At 58.8% G+C, this 16,247-nt stretch carries 11 protein-coding genes; 4 read left to right on the top strand and 7 right to left on the bottom strand.

Translation table 11 applies throughout. From position 1 onward, the window contains the following. Window positions 1-2: 2 nt before the first annotated feature. Window positions 3-4,901, bottom strand: coding sequence for a protein kinase (locus K1X75_00615; protein MBX7056533.1), 4,899 nt, complete (start codon window positions 4,899-4,901; stop codon window positions 3-5). Window positions 4,902-5,095: 194 nt separating this feature from the next. Here K1X75_00615 and K1X75_00620 point away from each other — a divergent pair, with 194 nt between their 5' ends. Beyond that, entirely contained in the window at window positions 5,096-6,166 is a 1,071-nt protein-coding gene (locus tag K1X75_00620; protein MBX7056534.1) for a hypothetical protein, read from the top strand. A gap of 103 nt (window positions 6,167-6,269) precedes the next feature. After that, a complete protein-coding gene (locus K1X75_00625) occupies window positions 6,270-6,755 on the top strand; it encodes a peptidylprolyl isomerase (protein ID MBX7056535.1) in 486 nt (161 codons plus the stop codon). Between the two features lie 75 nt (window positions 6,756-6,830). On the opposite strand, the gene K1X75_00630 is transcribed toward K1X75_00625, so the two are convergent. The 3 genes from K1X75_00630 to K1X75_00640 all read right to left on the bottom strand — a co-directional run bounded on the left by K1X75_00630 (window position 6,831) and on the right by K1X75_00640 (window position 9,580). Then, a complete protein-coding gene (locus tag K1X75_00630) occupies window positions 6,831-7,169 on the bottom strand; it encodes a P-II family nitrogen regulator (GenBank protein MBX7056536.1) in 339 nt (112 codons plus the stop codon). A 23-nt stretch (window positions 7,170-7,192) separates the two neighbouring features. Next, window positions 7,193-8,656 carry an ammonium transporter gene (gene amt, locus K1X75_00635; GenBank protein ID MBX7056537.1) on the bottom strand — a complete coding sequence of 488 codons (1,464 nt, stop codon included), beginning with the start codon at window positions 8,654-8,656 and terminating at the stop codon, window positions 7,193-7,195. 246 nt (window positions 8,657-8,902) lie between these two features. Further along, window positions 8,903-9,580: a hypothetical protein gene (locus tag K1X75_00640; protein MBX7056538.1), complete on the bottom strand. Its 678-nt coding sequence runs from the start codon at window positions 9,578-9,580 to the stop codon at window positions 8,903-8,905. Window positions 9,581-9,717: 137 nt separating this feature from the next. On the opposite strand from K1X75_00640, the gene K1X75_00645 reads away from it, so the two are divergent. Continuing rightward, window positions 9,718-10,770 carry a quinone-dependent dihydroorotate dehydrogenase gene (locus tag K1X75_00645; GenBank protein ID MBX7056539.1) on the top strand — a complete coding sequence of 351 codons (1,053 nt, stop codon included), beginning with the start codon at window positions 9,718-9,720 and terminating at the stop codon, window positions 10,768-10,770. Between the two features lie 31 nt (window positions 10,771-10,801). Next, window positions 10,802-11,116 (top strand): hypothetical protein, encoded by a 315-nt coding sequence (locus K1X75_00650; GenBank protein MBX7056540.1) that lies wholly within the window; start codon window positions 10,802-10,804, stop codon window positions 11,114-11,116. A gap of 59 nt (window positions 11,117-11,175) precedes the next feature. On the opposite strand, the gene K1X75_00655 is transcribed toward K1X75_00650, so the two are convergent. From K1X75_00655 to K1X75_00665, 3 genes are read right to left on the bottom strand one after another with little or no spacing between them, the layout of a single operon-like run. Continuing rightward, the gene (locus K1X75_00655; protein MBX7056541.1) at window positions 11,176-13,677 is read right to left on the bottom strand and encodes a serine/threonine-protein phosphatase; all 2,502 of its coding nucleotides are present in this window, start codon (window positions 13,675-13,677) and stop codon (window positions 11,176-11,178) included. Next, a complete protein-coding gene (locus K1X75_00660; GenBank protein MBX7056542.1) occupies window positions 13,674-15,014 on the bottom strand; it encodes a hypothetical protein in 1,341 nt (446 codons plus the stop codon). Before K1X75_00660 ends, K1X75_00655 begins: the two co-directional genes overlap by 4 nt. Further along, a complete protein-coding gene (locus tag K1X75_00665) occupies window positions 14,995-16,239 on the bottom strand; it encodes a bifunctional ornithine acetyltransferase/N-acetylglutamate synthase (protein MBX7056543.1) in 1,245 nt (414 codons plus the stop codon). The genes K1X75_00660 and K1X75_00665 overlap by 20 nt, the downstream gene beginning before the upstream one ends. Window positions 16,240-16,247 lie beyond the last annotated feature (8 nt).

Consider the following 16,247-nt stretch of genomic DNA (forward strand, 5'->3'; position numbering starts at 1 on the left):
GCTTACTTGGCAGAGAGGCGAAAGATCCCGTCCCAGTTGGCCGGCGCCGTCCGTAAGAATTCGCCGGAACGTTCCAGAAAAACTGACGCCGGCAGGTCATCCGGATGTGCGGCACAGTAGGCGGCGAAGGCATGCTGAGCGGCGGCAAAATCGCCAACCAGATACAGATTTCTGGCGGCAGTGAAATCGCTCTCCGCCTTCTGGCGACGGTTTCGATCCTCTACGCTGAGCTGATTCAAGGTTTCGTAAATGGCGATAGGTTCATCCTTGCCTTTGACCATTACCATATCCAGAAAGCGAAGATCAAACTCTCCAGCGGGGAGTTCCTCGCTGACGGCGCCAGATAGAAGCAAAGGCGTGCCATAGCTTTTTGTCAGCGATTCCAGACGCGAAGCGGTATTGACCACGTCGCCGACCGCGGTTGTATCCAGTCGATCGCGCGATCCTACCACACCCAGAGTAGCTTCGCCCCAGTGGACGCCAATTCCGGCGCGCAACGCTGGCAGTCCCGATGCGACTCGTTCTTCATTGAGCAGGGCCAGTTCGCGAAGCATGTCGGCGCCGGCGCGCAGGGCGTTAACTGGATGTTCGTCAAAGAGCGCCATCACAGCATCGCCTATGAATTTGTCGACGAAGCCGCCATGTCGGCGCACCGCCGCTTCCATCCGGTCCAGGTAGTCGTTGAGCAGAGCGAAGGTTTCTTCCGGACTCAGTTTCTCAGAGATGGAGGTGAAATCGCGCAAATCGGAGAAAAGCACGCCGAGACGTTCGCGCCGAGAGAGGCCCCGTTCCAGGCGCTCCAATTCGCCGCCGGCAAATCGCTGGGTAAACTGTCTGGGTATGAATCGCTCGAAAATGCGCAGCGTATTCTCGGTGCGCTGTCTGGCCTGTTGCTCCGCCTCAAAGAGTCGCGCATTGTGAATGGCAATGGCCGCCTGCGTAGCAAAGGTCTCGGTAATTTCGCGATCATGCAATGTAAATACCGAGCTGGCCTGGCGATTGTCCAAATAGATCAAGCCCAGCGGACGATCGCGCAACAACACTGGCGTAGCCAGAATAGATCGCAGCTCATGTTCCCGTACTGCCGGATCATCTCGCCAGCGTGCTTCGCTGCGCGCATCGCGCAGCAATACGGAGCTGCGCGACTCCAGCACGGCATCCACAACGCCGGGGCTGTACGACAGTCGTTCCCGGTTCACCGGATGGCCAGCCGCGTCGCGTGCAAAGCGTAGATCAGCAATGACGCCGCCGCCGGCTGCGCTGTCGCTGCGGCAAAGGAATAGATAGCCCTGCTGCGCGCCGGCCAGGCTCATGGCGCCCTTCAACGTCTCTTCCATCAACTGATCGAAATCAAGAGTTGAAGATATCTTGCGCGAAAGATCAATCAGTTGAAAGAGTTCGCGGTTTTCAGTGCGCAGTCGCAGGCTTTGCGAGCTGCTGTCGCTGCCCTGCAGTCGCCAATTGCGCAGCATCTGTCGATAGATGGCATGCCAGCCGCTGGCGCCAATCTGACCGATCGCTTCCAAGGCAGCTTCCAGCGCGGCTGTGGAGGCCTCTGAGCGTACGCGATACGAAGTGAGCCGACTCCAGGCCAGTTCGATGTGCGCGTCGAGCAGCGGCGAGCGCAACTCCTGGGCCAGCTGGCGAGCGGAATTCAAGCGGTCCTCCGCCAGATCCGGTTCGGAGAGGTCCAGTGCAGCATGCGCGCACAAGTAGAGCAGCGTACTCTCCATGAAGGCGTCGGGCCGCAGGCGCAGGTGATTCAGGCCGCGTTCAACAAATTCAAGAGCCGTTTCCGGGTCTTCCTGGATCAGCGCCATCCAGATGCGACCATGAAAAGCGATGGCCAACTCGCCGCGAGTGCCAGGCGCTACGTCTGCTGAAAAGAGCATCTCGAAACACTGCAGCGCTTCCCTGGTGCGGCCCAGAACTCCCAGGGCGCGAGCGCCATGGGCCAGAGCAAAGCGTCGGCCGGCGTCGCTGACTTGAAATTCAGCGAGTCGCTCCAGGCCAAGCGACTCGGAGATGCCACTGAAATCGCCCACTTCCGCCGCCACGCCGGCGGCCGCAAATAGCGCAACAGGAAGATCAACGCGATCCTGTCCTTCCAGCGAGCTCGTGATCTGTGCTACAAATGCGCGCGCCTCGTCCAGTTTGCCCAGGTAACAGAGCATGATGGGGTAAACCGCAACGGCGATGGGCGATTGCGCCAGTTTCTGGCGGCGCCTGGCGATCTCAACGGCCTGGCGCAGCAGCTCAGCGCGCTCCGCATAGCTCTTGCCGGTCGGGCTGGAACCAAGATTGACCAGGGTGTGCAGCAACATCTCTTCAAATTCCGGCCGACCGCCGCCCAGCTGAATGGCCTCTTCGCTGTAGCGCACCATTGCGACGCGATCGCCGCTATAAGAAGCAAGCTGTGCGCGCATATTCAGTATTTCGATGCGACGGCCAACGTGCTCGCCGGCCATTCGTTCCAGACAGTCCATCTCCTGGATGATGTCAGCGCGCCGCGGATCAATATTCAGGTTGTGCTGCAGTGCGGCATTGCGGACTTCAAAGAAAAGCTCTTCGTCGCGCTGGCCGGGATCCAGCTTTTCCAGACAGCGCAGGGCTACGTTATAGTAGTGCTGTGATTGACGATTGGTATGGCGGCCATCGTCCGTCAGCCGCGCGGCTTGTACCGCGGTACGTGCGGCGCTCTCCAGATCGTCGCTTTGCTCCAGGTGGTAAGCGATATCATAGATGGCTTCGCGACTTTGCGGCAGCACTTCGCGCTCGAGAAAATGCGCCACGCGTCCGTGCGAGCGCTGTCTGAGCGTCAGGGGCATTTCCTGCTTCAAATGCGACCGAAGATGCGGCGACGTGAATGCATAGAGCTTGCGCGAATCGGCGCTGAGCACGCCGGCATGTATGGCGCGATCCAGCATATTCAGCAACGCGACCCGGTCGGGAAAGAGATCCTTTAAGTCGGCCTCGCAGCAGGAATCTGCCAGGCAATGGCTCTCCTGCGGATTGGTCAGATGATAGAGGGCATCCAGCGTAAAGGCGCGCTGAAAAATTGCGGCGCGTCGCAATGCTTCAACTTCGCGCCTGGTGAAGAGCTCCGGCAGCGCTTCGTCCCGTCCGTGATGCTGTTCATGAATCAGCGCTTGCAATGCGGCATGTTCGCAGATCCAGACGCCGCCTTCAAAGCGAACGATGCCGCGGTCAGTGGATTCCTGCAAGATGGAGCGCAGCAGCAAAGGATTTCCGTTTGCATAGTGATTTAGAATTTCCAGGAGTGTTTCACTATCATCCAGCTTTCCGGAAAAGGTGCGCTGTAAAAACTCGCCGGTCTCCTGATCGGTCAGCGAGTCCAGATGAAGCTGCAGCAAGCTGCCGGCCGGCGCGCCGTCGATCAGGCGGCGCATGCCCGGCGTGAGTTCCGAGGCGGTCAAAGTGGCGACCACGCGAATGTTCTGCTGCGCCAGACTCCCGCCGAGCAATTCCAGCAGCAGCTTCAGCGAGTCAAGGTCGGCATTGTGCATATCGTCCAGAAACAATATAAGCCCGCCATCTTTAGCCACGGCGCCGGCCAGGAAGTGGCCCAGAACAAAACGGTAATCGTCTTCTACCCAGGGACGCGCGCTTGCCGGGGTCTCGCTGAGCCACGTCTTCAAATCCGGCGCCAGTTCCAGCAGAAAGCCAAAACGATCGCCCAGTTCGCTTTGAATCATTTCCAGCATCTGGGCTTGCATTTCGGCGGGGCGCGAACGCAGAAAATTAGCAACACGGGAAATGAGATTGCCCGTCATGCGAAAGGGCAGGCGCGTCTCTTCGCGACGGATGCGCAATTGCCAGCGAGAACCCTCGCCAGGCGATACGCGATTGTAAAGTTCATCCAGGAATCGACTGCGTCCGCCGCCGGCCACGGATTCAATCAGCAACAGGCGGGCCGCGCCCGCATTGCAAAGAAACTGCTCCGCATCGTGCAACTCACGGGCGCGTCCCACAAAGGGACTCAAGCGGGGAAAACTCTCCCAGTGGTCCTGTTCGCCTGGCTGGAAGTCTGCGCTGTGCAGTCCAAGTCGTTGCAGTCGATCCAGGTCGCGCAGCAATCCGCCCGTGGTACGGTAACGATCGTCCGGGTCCTTGTGCAGCAGCTTCAGGATGATCTGTTCCAACGCTACGGGCAGTTGTTGGTTCTTCTGGCGCGGCGGTTGCGCTTCGCCGGCAACGTGCAGGTGCATCAGTCGGCCAGGATCGCTGTGCTGAAAAGGCGGCTCTCCCGTGGCTGCTTCGTAGAGGATGACGCCCAGAGCGTAAAGATCGGCCCGATGGTCGATCAGTTTGTGCAGCATCCCCGTTTGCTCCGGAGACATGTAGGTTAGCGTTCCAGCGTGAAGGCCCGATTGTGCGCCAATCAGGTGCGACAGGCCAAAGTCCAGTATGCGCAGCCCCTGCCAGCCGCCGTCCTCCAGACGCGCCAGGATGTTCGCCGGTTTCAGATCGTGATGCACGAGGCCGCGTTCGTGGACATAGGCCAGGCCGTCGGCCAGCAAACGCAGCAATTCGAAGAGGGCCTGCGGCGACAAGGGCGCTTCTTTCTGGAGCAGGTCGCGAAGCGTGGGCGCCGGAAAGTATTCCATCACCAATCCGCTAATCTGGTTCTCTTCAAAGAAATCTTCGTAGCGAATGATCGAATTGTGCTGTAAGCTTCGCAAGGTTTCGGCCTCAGCGCGAAAGCGAAGCACCGTCTCCAGCGGATAGCGCCGTCCAGAAACATCGATGAGTTTGATAGCTTTCTGCTGGCGGGTCTGCCGGTCCCAGGCCAGCGCCGCCTGTCCGGTGCGCCCTTCACCCAGGGCCTGCCGAATTTCATAGCGCCCGGCAAGGACTCGATTCTGCGTGGCGAGGATCATTTTGTTACAGAAACAGCGCTGCAGACGGTTTCGGCGCGTCTGAAGTTCGACGGTCTCGCCTGAAATTTTTCAGCAGCCGCAGCTGCACGCCAGACTTTTTGCACAATGTCCCGGGGCGATTCTATTTGACGAAATGCCGCCTGCCGCCCTGCTTACCAGTGTTCAGCTTGGACGCTTCGCGAAGGGAGCGGGAATTGGGCGCACGACGAATCTTCTACGAAATTCCGGATCTGAACGAGTCGATCGAGACCCTGATCGCATTGTGCGACCGTGCGCGCCAGGACGGACCCGCTGTGCTGGAGGGCGCCTATCGAAAGCTGACTCCGGCCAACCCCTTTGAACGACTGGTTCGCATCGGTCTGGCCTTGATCGTTGATGGTGTGGATCCAGAACTGGTCAGCCGTACGCTGGAACACAGCAGCGAAAGCTATCTGACTCGTTTGCAATATCGCTGGCGTATCTGGGACGGACTGCTCGGCGCTATGTCGCCTGGCGCGCCCATGGCGCCGCTGGGCGAGTTCCTGGAAGCGCTGCTTCTTGGCGATCATCCCGAGAACAGCCTCTTGCGCACAGCCTTCAGCGACCTGCTGACAGAGCTGAGTAATGAGCAGGGACAATTGGAGTGGTCGCGCTGGCCGGAAGAATACCGCCGACACCCCCTGACGGGCGCCGGATTGCGTCTGGCGGCGTTGCGCAGCGCTTTTCCGGACGAGCGGCTGCGTCGCGCGCTGGATAACCAATTTGCGTCGTACAAGGACCAATTCATCAAGATGAGCAATATCGCCATCGAGGGCGTCATTTCGCTGCAAAGCGGCGATAGCCCGCGACTGATGCGCAGCTTGCTGTCTACGCTGGAAGGAAGCGACATCATGCAGGTGCGCACCCTGGCCGAGGACCAGGGCTTCGAGAGTGCGGGCGACGAAGCGGCGCTACAGATTGGCGATCCAGAGTCTCCTGATCGGATGTTCGCTTCCTCCTTCGAAGAGGTATTTCTCAATATGGATTTCCGCGCCATCCGACGAGTGATGCGCGAGGTAGAGCCAGGCGAGCTGGCCTGCGCCCTCGCGGGAGTGCGCGAGGAAGTTCGTGAAATCATTCTGGCAAACCTCAGCGATCGTGTTGTCGATCGGCTGCGGCGCGAGGCCGGCGCCGGCAAGGGCGCAACGCGCGGCGAGGTACGCAACGCTCAGGAACGTATCCTTGGCGTGTTCCAGCGCTTGCGCGAGTCCGGCGAGATTGCTTCCTCGGAAGCGGATGAATCCTAGCCACATCACTCGCTACGAAATTGGCTTGCGGCGTCTCGCCGCGCTGCCTGAGTGACTGGCTTCGGCCTCCTGATATTTCCGCCCGGCCGGAGGGATGGTATCCATGCAAATCGCCGCTAACAAAGTCGTTACCCTGCGCTATCGCCTGACTGACAACGACGGCGACTTAATCGATGAATCGACCGACGCCGAGCCAATGGCCTATATCCATGGCATGGGCAATATTATTCCCGGTCTGGAGTCGGCGCTCAATGGCAAAGGCCGCGGCGACAGTATGAAAGTGACGGTCCCGCCCGCAGAGGGCTTTGGCGAACGCGATGAGTCATTGATGCGCAACGTACCTCGCAAGGCATTCGATGGCGTTGACGATTTGCAGGTGGGGATGCAGTTCCAGACCGATGGCGGCGAAGGCATGGAAGTTGTTACGGTCGTGGGAATGGAAGGCGATCAGATTACTATCGATGGCAACCATCCGTTGGCCGGCGTGACGCTGACCTTTGATCTCACCATACTGGAAGTGCGCGACGCTACAAAAGAGGAAATCTCTCACGGCCATGTTCACGGGCCAGGCGGACACCACCACCACTGATCAGACAAAAAAAGCCCGGTCAAAAGACCGGGCTTCTTGTTCTGCCGGCAAGTTCTGTTGCTGGCAATTTGGACCTTAAATGGCGGTCCGGCCAGACTCCTTGGTGCTGACACGATAGGTTTCATCCATCGGCAACACGAAGACCTTGCCATCGCCGGGCTTGCCTGAGTAGCAAACCCGCATGATGGTATCTACAGTCGGCTTCAGGAAATCGTCGTTCACGGCGATCTGAATTTCCAGCTTGTTCACGAAGTTGATATGCACTTCCTGACCGCGGAAAATCTCCTTGTGGCCTTTCTGCCTCCCATATCCGCGCACATCCATAATGGTCATGCGCGTGACATCTACTTTGGCGAGCTCATCTTTGAGCTCTTCCAGTTTGTGGTGCGGAACAATCGCAATTACGAACTTCATAGCTTTGGTACTCCTGTCTGCTCTTAGCCCTTGATGCTGAAGTTCGGATAGGCTTCGTTGCCATGTTCGCCAATGTCCAGACCTTCCACTTCTTCTTCTTCAGATACGCGGATGCCGACGGTGAACTTCAGAATGAACCACAATACAATGGACGCAACCAATGTAAAGGCGCCAACGGCCAGAATTCCTTTCAGCTGCTCCATGGTTTGAGCCCCAATGCCATTGTCCGTAGCCAGCGCAGCAACGTTCTTGGCGACTTCGTTATCATAGAAAAGCCCCAGAGCGAGCGTTCCCCAGATGCCGTTGATCAAGTGTACGGGAACAGCGCCTACCGGGTCGTCCAGTTTCACTTTGTCCATCATCAAGGTTGCAAGCACGACGATGATACCGGCGATGAATCCAATCAGCATTCCTGCAGGGATGGAAACAAAGGCGCAGGGCGCCGTAATCGCCACCAGTCCGGCAAGACAGCCGTTCAAAATCATGCCCATATCTGGCTTTTTCAGCAGAATCCACGCCGTAAACATTGCGCCCAGCGTTCCCGTTGCTGCCGCCATATTGGTGTTTACCAGCACATAGGCGATCGCCGAACCGTCGCCCACGCCCATCGTCGAACCAGGGTTGAAGCCGAACCAGCCCAGCCACAGAATCAAAACGCCAAGGGCCGAGGAGGTCATGTTGTGTCCGGGGATTGGATAGACCTTGCCATCGCGGTACTTGCCAATGCGCGGTCCAAGAACAATGATCCCGGCCAATGCCGCCCAGCCGCCCACGGAGTGAACTACCGTTGATCCGGCAAAGTCGCGGAAGGCGCCGGAACCAAGCCAGCCGCCGCCCCAGATCCAGTGTCCGGTGATCGGGTACATTACCGCTACCAGGATGAAGCTGAAGATAATGAAGGCGTGGAACTTGATACGCTCAGCCACTGCGCCAGAGACGATGGTAGCGGCAGTTCCAGCAAAGACCAGTTGGAAGAAAAACTTGGCCAGCAATGGAACGCCCGTCCAGTTCATAGACGTGTAGTCGCCCTGGTAGGCATCAAGCAGGGCCGGCGAATTATCGGCGCCCCCCAGGAACCACAGGCCGCTTGTGCCCATGAATCCATTGCCGTTGCCAAACATGATGCCCCATCCCAGCACGTAGAAGGAGATCGAGCTGATGGCAAAGACAATGAAGTTCTTTGTCAGGATGTTGACCGTGTTCTTGGCACGGTTAAAACCGCTTTCCACCAATGCAAAGCCGGCGTTCATCCAGAAAACCAGAAAACCTGCTACCAGCACCCATACGGTATCCAGACCGACACGGTTGCTGCTGATCGTTTCTTGTATTTTGGCCAGCGGGTCTGCTGCCGCCTCCTGGGCCAGCAGCGGCGAGGCCGCAAGCAAGGCTACCAGCGAGATCGAGACAGCAAATCCAATCTGGCGAAGTCTTTTTGCGCCCGCCACCCTGCGTGGGGCGGAGGCGGACCACTTGCCAAATATCGACATAGATTATACTCCCAGTTGCCGCCTCTAAGCGGCTGCAGGACAGTATGCACAAATGGCGCCAGGCGCTTCTGGTCCAAATTCGCTCATTAATCGGGCAGAATGTACTATCTGTACGCCGGCGCCTGTTCGCCTGGCAGGCGTACGCGGTGTCAGCGGGCGCCGGCGATTGGACAGAGACTGGATCGTGGAAAAAAGAAGGGCCGCCACTGCTGGCGGCCCTCTGGCAGGGACCCTGGGCTTGCTGGATCAGCCGCCGTACGATCCGTCGCCGCTGAATTCGAAATTATACTCTTGTTGCGAATTGTCGACATCGATGTCGAACTTGTGCTGCTGTTCCTGATCATCAACGCCCAGCACATTGTAGGTCACTGAGCTGCCGCCCACTGGCACCAGAATGCTGTGCGAGGCGCCGGGCGCAAGCACCGTGTTCTGGTCCATATAGTCCGCTCCCCAGTACTGGGAATCAGCTGGAGAAACAAACAAAAAGCGAATCGTTACGTCCAGATTGTTGGTGAACGTAAGCTTGGCATAGGTATAGTTCGCGCTGTTGTTCTGGCGGTTCTGCGCCGTCATTGTTACGCGCTGGTTGTTGCGGTTATCGCAAACCTCCACGCCGCGCTGCACGAATACGTTGCCGTTGGCGTGGATCGCCATCAGGTCAAACTTTCCACAGGCCTGCGGGTAGTGCGTGAAGAAGCCAACGCTGCCGCCGGAGGGCAGTGTCGTGCTTGCGCCGAGAATATCGGGTCCCCAGTGCTGGCTATCATTTGGCGAAACAAACAGATATTTCACTTCCGCGCCAGTACGGTTGATCACCGTTAGCTGCTTAACCTGTTGTGAGAAGGGACGGCTTTGTGCAGTGATCGGTGCGGCTCCGGCCAGCAGCAGCAGGCCAAGAACCATGGCAATTTTACTTTTGAGCATAGAGGCGAATCTCCCAGAATTCCGGGGAATTCCTTATTTGGATTTCCCGGTTAGACGGTCAATTGGCGCCCGGGGTTCTTGCGTACGTCGAGCGAAAAAGCCTATGCCTGGCCCTGGCGATCGCTCAGTTGACTGAAATGTGCGCCGCACCTGCCATGTGGCCCTTGCTGCGGTCGATCCTCTTCCGCCTTGATCCCGAAAGCGCTCACGATCTCGCCGGCCTGGAAATGCGCACCGCGGCAAGTGTGCCGGGCTTCCTGAGCCTGCTGGCGCAATGGACCCGTCCTCCGGACCGGCTGGCGCGCGAGGTGGCGGGGCTTCACTTTCCGGGGCCGCTGGGACTTGCCGCCGGATTTGATAAAACTGGATTGCTGTATCCCTTCCTGGCCGCCCTGGGATTCGGATTTGTGGAGTGCGGAACCTTTACCGCCATATCACAAAGCGGCAATCCGCGGCCCAGACTCTTTCGCTATCCACAATACAAAGCCCTTGTCAATCGCATGGGCTTCAATAACCCGGGTGCGGCAAGAGCCAGCGCCAATCTCGAAGGGGTCTTGCACCGCGTTCCTCTGGGCATCAACATCGGAAAAAGCAAAGTCACCGAACTGGCCGATGCAGAGGCGGACTATTTACGCAGTCTGGATTTGCTGTACGATCGAGCCGACTACATGGCCATTAATGTCAGTTCGCCAAATACCCCAGGACTACGAAAGTTGCAGAAGGGGAAGAGTTACAGTTCGCTGCTGAATGCGTTGCGCAAACGCATCGATCTTCTGGCCCGCCAGCGAGGCAGAAAGCCGGCGCCCCTTTTTTGCAAGGTAGCGCCGGACATGAGCGTGCGCGAATTCAACGAACTTGTCGACCGCAGCATCGACGCCGGCGTATCGGGATTGATCCTGACCAATACCACCGTTGAGCGCGAAGGCCTGCCGGATATCCGCGAAAGCGGCGGACTCTCCGGACGGCCGCTACAGGCGCGCAGCACGGAATGGTTGGCGCGGGCCCGAAGCCGCGCCGGCCGCCGCCTGGCGCTGATCGGCGTCGGCGGCATTTTCAAGGCGGAAGACGCCCTGGAAAAGTTGAATGCCGGCGCCGATCTTCTGCAAGCCTACACCGGATTCATTTATGAGGGGCCTGGTTTTGCCAGGAACCTTCAGCGTCAGTTGCTCAAGTTTCAGAATTCGATTTGACCGGCAGTGGCGCGCCCATCGCCATCTGGCGATGGCCCTGCAATCGGTGCGCGTCTGGCAAACACTGGACCTGGCAAAGGTTCAGGAAGGTCTGATGGTGATCGAAGACCTTTACGGCGCCTGCGGCAAGTGCAAGCAGCTGGGCTTGAACTATACCAAAGATCGTCGCTGTCCGGCCTGCGGCGCAGAATTCAAATACCTGGCAACTCGCCTGACTGACCCGGCTGAAGTGATTAAAATTCTGAAGCGCATACAGGCCGATTCTTTGCCGTTGCAGCTGATCGACCGCGCCGATCTGGAGCGGGCCGGCGCGCATGACGCTGCCCGAGCCTTGTTTGGCGGATGAATTGCACGCGCCGACAGTGATGCCTCGCGCCGCTGATCGACCGATCGAACAGGGCGCGATTAGTTTTCCTCGCGCGGCGCTTTCGTTCCCGGCCAAAACCGGTCCAGACCCAGCGCGGCAACCAGGCCGCGCAGCGGATTCTGCGGCGGCTCGAATTGCAAGGCAACAAAAGTCGTGTCGTCGCTGAGGCTGGCGTTGCCTCGAAAATCCGCCAGCTGCCGCTCCAATTTGGAAATCAACTCATCGACGGACAGACTGCCATTGCCTTCGATGTAGTCCAACAAGCGCGCTTCGCCGTAGGCTTCCTCGCTGGCGTTGAAGGTTTCGGTTACCCCGTCCGAGTAAATGTAGAGCCGGTCCTTTCGTTGCAGTTGCAGTTGATTGGTGAAGTAGGGGGTCGGCAGAATACCAATCAATCGTTGATTGCTGACCAGCTGTTCCAGGCGCCCATCGTTGCGCACCAGAAAGGGCGCCGGATGCGCTGCATTGATGTATTCCGTCTGGCCGTTGTTGAGATCGACGACCATGGCAAAGAGCGTAATGAATTCGCTGCCTTGATAGCGCTCCATCAGGAAGCGGTTCATGGTCTGCACGGTCTGCGCCAGGGAGCCTCCGCCCGTCAGGTGCGTGCGCACGATGGCGCGCAAGCTGGATGCTAGATAGCCGGCGGCGACGCCGTGCCCGGTAACATCGCCAAGAAAGATCGCCAGTTTACGATCGGGCAAGGCAAGAATATCAAAGTAGTCGCCGGTTACCGAAACGGCGGCGCGACTGACAAAGGCAATCTGCAATTCAGCCACGCGGTCGGGGCCGGTCCGGGAAAGGGAACGCTGGTAATGCCCGGCCTGTGCCAGGGCGCGGATGCGCCGGCGTTTGCTGATCTCCTGAATTAGAACCGCATAGTTCAGGAACAGCTGACTGGCCAGGCGCGCCGCTTCCTGCAAATAGCGAATTTCGCGCAAGGCCAACTTCCGGCCGCCGCTTCGGTAGCCGACCAGCAACGCCGCGCGATAACTTTCCACCGTTCCGGGATCTTCTCTCGCTTCAACCAATCGATGGGAGCGCTTCAGCAGCTGCAGAATCTTTGCGCTCCAGCCTGGCGCCTTTTGACCGCCAAGGATGCCAATGGCCAGCGAGAAGCGATTGCGGTAGAGAAAGCGAAAGAGTTCTTCGCGGCGACCGCCAGCATAGGCCAGATAAGCGCTGACCCCCATTTGCTCTGGCTTCAGATAGCGCCACATTGAGCTGCCGGCCGGAACGCGAATCATCACCTCGCGTCTAACATTCAAGGCCGCGAGGCCCGGTCCGGCGGCCAGGAAAGCGGCGCTCTCCAGCTGCAAGACGGAGGCCACTTCATTCAGGAAGGCCAGTGCTGTCGGTTGCAAACGGGAATCCTCGCTCAGCAGGCCCGCGATTCGCTTCAGCGATTCGGAGAGCTCGGCATTCAGACGCAGGAAGTTGCGCTCAACAAAGGCTGAGATGCGACGCCGCATCGGATCGAGCAGCAACAGAATGGCAAGAATCAGCGCGGCATTGGCCAGCCAGTGGTTCTTCGTCTCCTGTTCCGGCAAGAGCAGGGCGTGCAGCAGCAGAAAGAGCCCGTAGATCATGGTAAGCGCAACGCTGAGCGCCGCAGCAACGATGGAGCGACTGAGCGTTAGCTGGAACGGAAGGACATTGAGACGGTATGTCCCATAGGCTACGGTGAGCGGAAAGAAAAAGACCAGGGCGCTGATCCACTCTACTGGCGGCATTGGCAGCCGTGTGTGAATGGCAAACTGGGCCAGGGCAAGCGGCAGCGCCAGGCCCAGTGCAAAGCCGGCAAAGAGCGCCCAGCGTTTCCAGCGTTCGATTCGATCGTCCGTACGCCGCAGGGCATTGTCAAAGAGCAAGCCCAGTGCGGCGACGAGCGAAAGCACAAACAGCCCGCTGATCAGCCATTCGAAGTTGCCGATGGCAGCCGCGCTTTCGCCGCCAACGTAAGCGACCAACGCCAGAAATGCGACGAAGATCAATTCGCCTACGATCAACCGTCCCGGCGCATCCTTGCCAGTCAGACGCAGCGCGGCATTGAAGATCAGCAGCGGCGCCAGAGCGGAACTCAAGCGCCAGAGGTATTCCATCTTGTGGTAGGCCAGTGTAAAGCTCAGCGAGAAATGAAACAGCGCCATACAGGCTGACAGCGCTGCCAGATGAAAGTCTGCGGCGCTGCGCAAGAACCAGATGATGCCCGCCGAAAAAACCACGGCCAGCAGCAGAAAGAATCGAAAGTGGTAGAGGAAAATCCAGAATGTGTTGGGGACCGTTGCCATCAGCGTCGGACCGAGATCAGTTTCAACCCGAACGTAAAGGGCATCGCCGGCCAGCGGTCCGGCAACCGCCGGATCGCGTCCGCCAACCGAATAGATGCGTCGGGCCTCGGAAAAGTAGCCGATGGGGACGATGTCGCCGTTGGGCGTGTAATAGCGAGGCAAGCGTCGACCGCCCGGTTCAGCCAAAAACCAGGTCAGGACTGTCAGCAAACAGAAGACCGTCAAATATGCAATACGCGCCAGATTCATGGATGCGTCGTTCGCTGTGTTTCGCCTGCGGCCAGTCGCAGTTCGAGCAGCGGCCGCTCGCGATAGGACAGCCGATAGGTCTTATTCGACTCCAGATCGATGAAGTTGCGCCAGCCGGGCGTCGCCAGGGCGCGCGTTGGCTCGGCAACTTCGCGAATCTGGAAAGCGCCCTTTTCCAGCATTGCTACCATGATCTTCCTTCCAGGCGAAAGCTCTGCAGCAAAGGAGAAGAGCGGATAGTCGGCGGCTTCTTCTTCCAGGCTCTTCTTGAGATGACCGAGCAGCCGATGCAGGTTCAGATTTTCTTCCCGCTGCAGCACAGAGTAGAGCCGACCAATGACAGCATACAATTCCAGAGCGGCCGACATGGTCATCTGCTCGCAGGCGATGGCGATCACATACCAGCGATCATCGGCGGCCTGAAAAAATTCCAGGATGCTATCATACTCCTTTTGCGCCGGTCGGCGCAAGAGCAGGCCGGGTATCTCCGGCAAAGGCGGATTGTGCAGTATGCTCTGAACCTTGGCTGCGGCGCTGAACTCCTGATCGTAGAGGCGGCTATCGATGATACGGTAGCTGTAAATGTGATTCTGGACGCTGATGCCGGCCTTGGCGCAAAAGAATTCGAGGGCGCGCGGTGCAAAGCGATTGCGTACCACGTCGTGCAATGCCAGAAAACCAAGCAGGCGGCCGCGGAAACGAAATCCGTGCGCCGAGACGGCGCCCATCTCGGTCAGTCTCTTGAGCGCTCCAGGCGAAAGGCTGCGGTCCTGAATATCGATGGCGCCATGCGCTTTCAGCGCGCGCAGCAGCTCATCCGCGCCGCGCGGAGCAATGTGTCTGCTTTTCAGCAAGATGCCATTGCGATACACGTGAAAACGATAGGAACGGCGTCCTGGTTCAAGTACTGCCATTCGCGCGTGCTTGACGCCAAGCCATTCCATGAAGGCCGGAAAAGATTCGTGGATCATCTCTTCCATGCTTCGCGGCTGAGCCATAAAGTCCAGGTGGTGAAAATCGCGGCCGAAGAAGCGCGAAAACTCATCGCGTCCCACCGCCAGCGCCAGCGCGCGCTCCCGCGCCGGAAATAGGATCAGTGTGGAAATTATGATAAAAGCGACGGTTACGATTTGATCATACAGTGCAAGTTCGGCCGGGATCAACCAGCGCAGCGCGTAGTAGACGCCAATTACCGCCAGCGCAAACAGAAAAGAAAGCGCTGCCGATCGGACACGGCGCGCGCTTGCTGCCAGCGGACGCCATTGTCGAGCGCGGGCGCGCAATGCTTCCAGACTGCGCTCGGTACTGCGCCGCAACCTAGGTTGTGTACTCGGCATTGAGTTTAACGTATGCCTCGGTCAGATCACAGCCCCAGACGGTTTCTGAGGCCCGGCCAGTTCCCAGTGAAACGCGCAGCAGAATCTCCTGATTACGCAGGTAGGCCGAAAGTTCGGCAAGCTCCTTTTCGCCGGCGTCGCGCAGCGGATGATCGCCAAACCAGATTTGCAAAGCCTCTGGCGGCGTAGGTTCATCAAACACCTTGCCAACCGCCATGACCAGGCGGCCCCAGTTAGGGTCTGCGCCGTAGATCGCCGTCTTGACCAGCGGAGAATTGATGATTGAGCGTGCGATTTTCAGCGCCTGCTGTCGATCGCGCGCCTCCGTCACGCGCAGTTCGATCAAGCGCGTCGCGCCTTCGCCATCGGCGGCAATGGCTCGGGCCAGCTTCAATGCCAGCTCCAGAATTGCCGCAACGAACTCCGCGGACGGACCGTCGATGTCCGGCAAGGCCGCAATCTGTTCGCTGGAAATTGGATGATCGAGCTTTTCGAGCGCGGCAGCGGCGCTGGCGGGGAATTGCAGTGCAATGCCGCTGAGTCCGTTAGCCAGGATCAAGGCCGTATCGCTGGTCGATGTATCGCTATCCACACTGATGCGGTTGAAACTGCGTTCGACCGCCAGCCTCCAGAGTCGATCGAGGTCGGTGCGCTCGATGCTGGCATCCGTGAAAAAGTAACTCAACATCGTGGCCATGTTCGGTTCGATCATGCCGGCGCCCTTGGCCGCGGCAAAGATTCGGACGCCAGATCGCAAGCTGCGCGAGGCGAACTTCGGATAGGCGTCCGTTGTGCAAATGGCCCGGGCAAAAGTTTCAAAGTCGGGCTGCGTCAGACGCGGGGCAATCGCGGCGCTGGCCCCGAGCATCAATTCGCGCGGTAAGGGACGGCCAATGACGCCGGTACTGCTGGGAAAGACGAGTTCCGACGCCACGCCCAGCGACCTGGCGGCGACCGCCGTGTACTCTCGCGCCAGCAGTACTCCGGCCTCGCCCGTAGCGACATTGGAATTTCCGGAGTTTACTATCACAGTCTGGATGCGGCCGCCTGCTATTCTTTCGCGCCCGATAACCACGGGCGCACCGGGGAAATTGTTTCGCGTGAACAGGGCGCTGGCAACCGCAGGCCGCTCGCTATGCGCTACAGCAAAATCGAGAGCAGGCGCCTTCTTGATGCCAATCGACCAACCGCCAGCAAGGAATCCTCTGGGCCACTCGCCTTCCATGGCGCAAG

The sequence above is a fragment of the Leptospirales bacterium genome (assembly GCA_019694655.1).
Classification (GTDB): domain Bacteria; phylum Spirochaetota; class Leptospiria; order Leptospirales; family Leptonemataceae; genus SSF53.

Excerpts from the sequence above, each read along its gene's own strand:
- K1X75_00615 (MBX7056533.1), bottom strand. The coding sequence starts at position 4,901 with ATGATCCTCGCCACGCAGAATCGAGTCCTTGCCGGGCGCTATGAAATT.
- K1X75_00625 (MBX7056535.1), top strand. The coding sequence starts at position 6,270 with ATGCAAATCGCCGCTAACAAAGTCGTTACCCTGCGCTATCGCCTGACT.
- K1X75_00630 (MBX7056536.1), bottom strand. The coding sequence starts at position 7,169 with ATGAAGTTCGTAATTGCGATTGTTCCGCACCACAAACTGGAAGAGCTC.
- amt (MBX7056537.1), bottom strand. The coding sequence starts at position 8,656 with ATGTCGATATTTGGCAAGTGGTCCGCCTCCGCCCCACGCAGGGTGGCG.
- K1X75_00640 (MBX7056538.1), bottom strand. The coding sequence starts at position 9,580 with ATGCTCAAAAGTAAAATTGCCATGGTTCTTGGCCTGCTGCTGCTGGCC.
- K1X75_00645 (MBX7056539.1), top strand. The coding sequence starts at position 9,718 with ATGTGCGCCGCACCTGCCATGTGGCCCTTGCTGCGGTCGATCCTCTTC.
- K1X75_00650 (MBX7056540.1), top strand. The coding sequence starts at position 10,802 with ATGGCCCTGCAATCGGTGCGCGTCTGGCAAACACTGGACCTGGCAAAG.
- K1X75_00655 (MBX7056541.1), bottom strand. The coding sequence starts at position 13,677 with ATGAATCTGGCGCGTATTGCATATTTGACGGTCTTCTGTTTGCTGACA.
- K1X75_00660 (MBX7056542.1), bottom strand. The coding sequence starts at position 15,014 with ATGCCGAGTACACAACCTAGGTTGCGGCGCAGTACCGAGCGCAGTCTG.
- K1X75_00665 (MBX7056543.1), bottom strand. The coding sequence starts at position 16,239 with ATGGAAGGCGAGTGGCCCAGAGGATTCCTTGCTGGCGGTTGGTCGATT.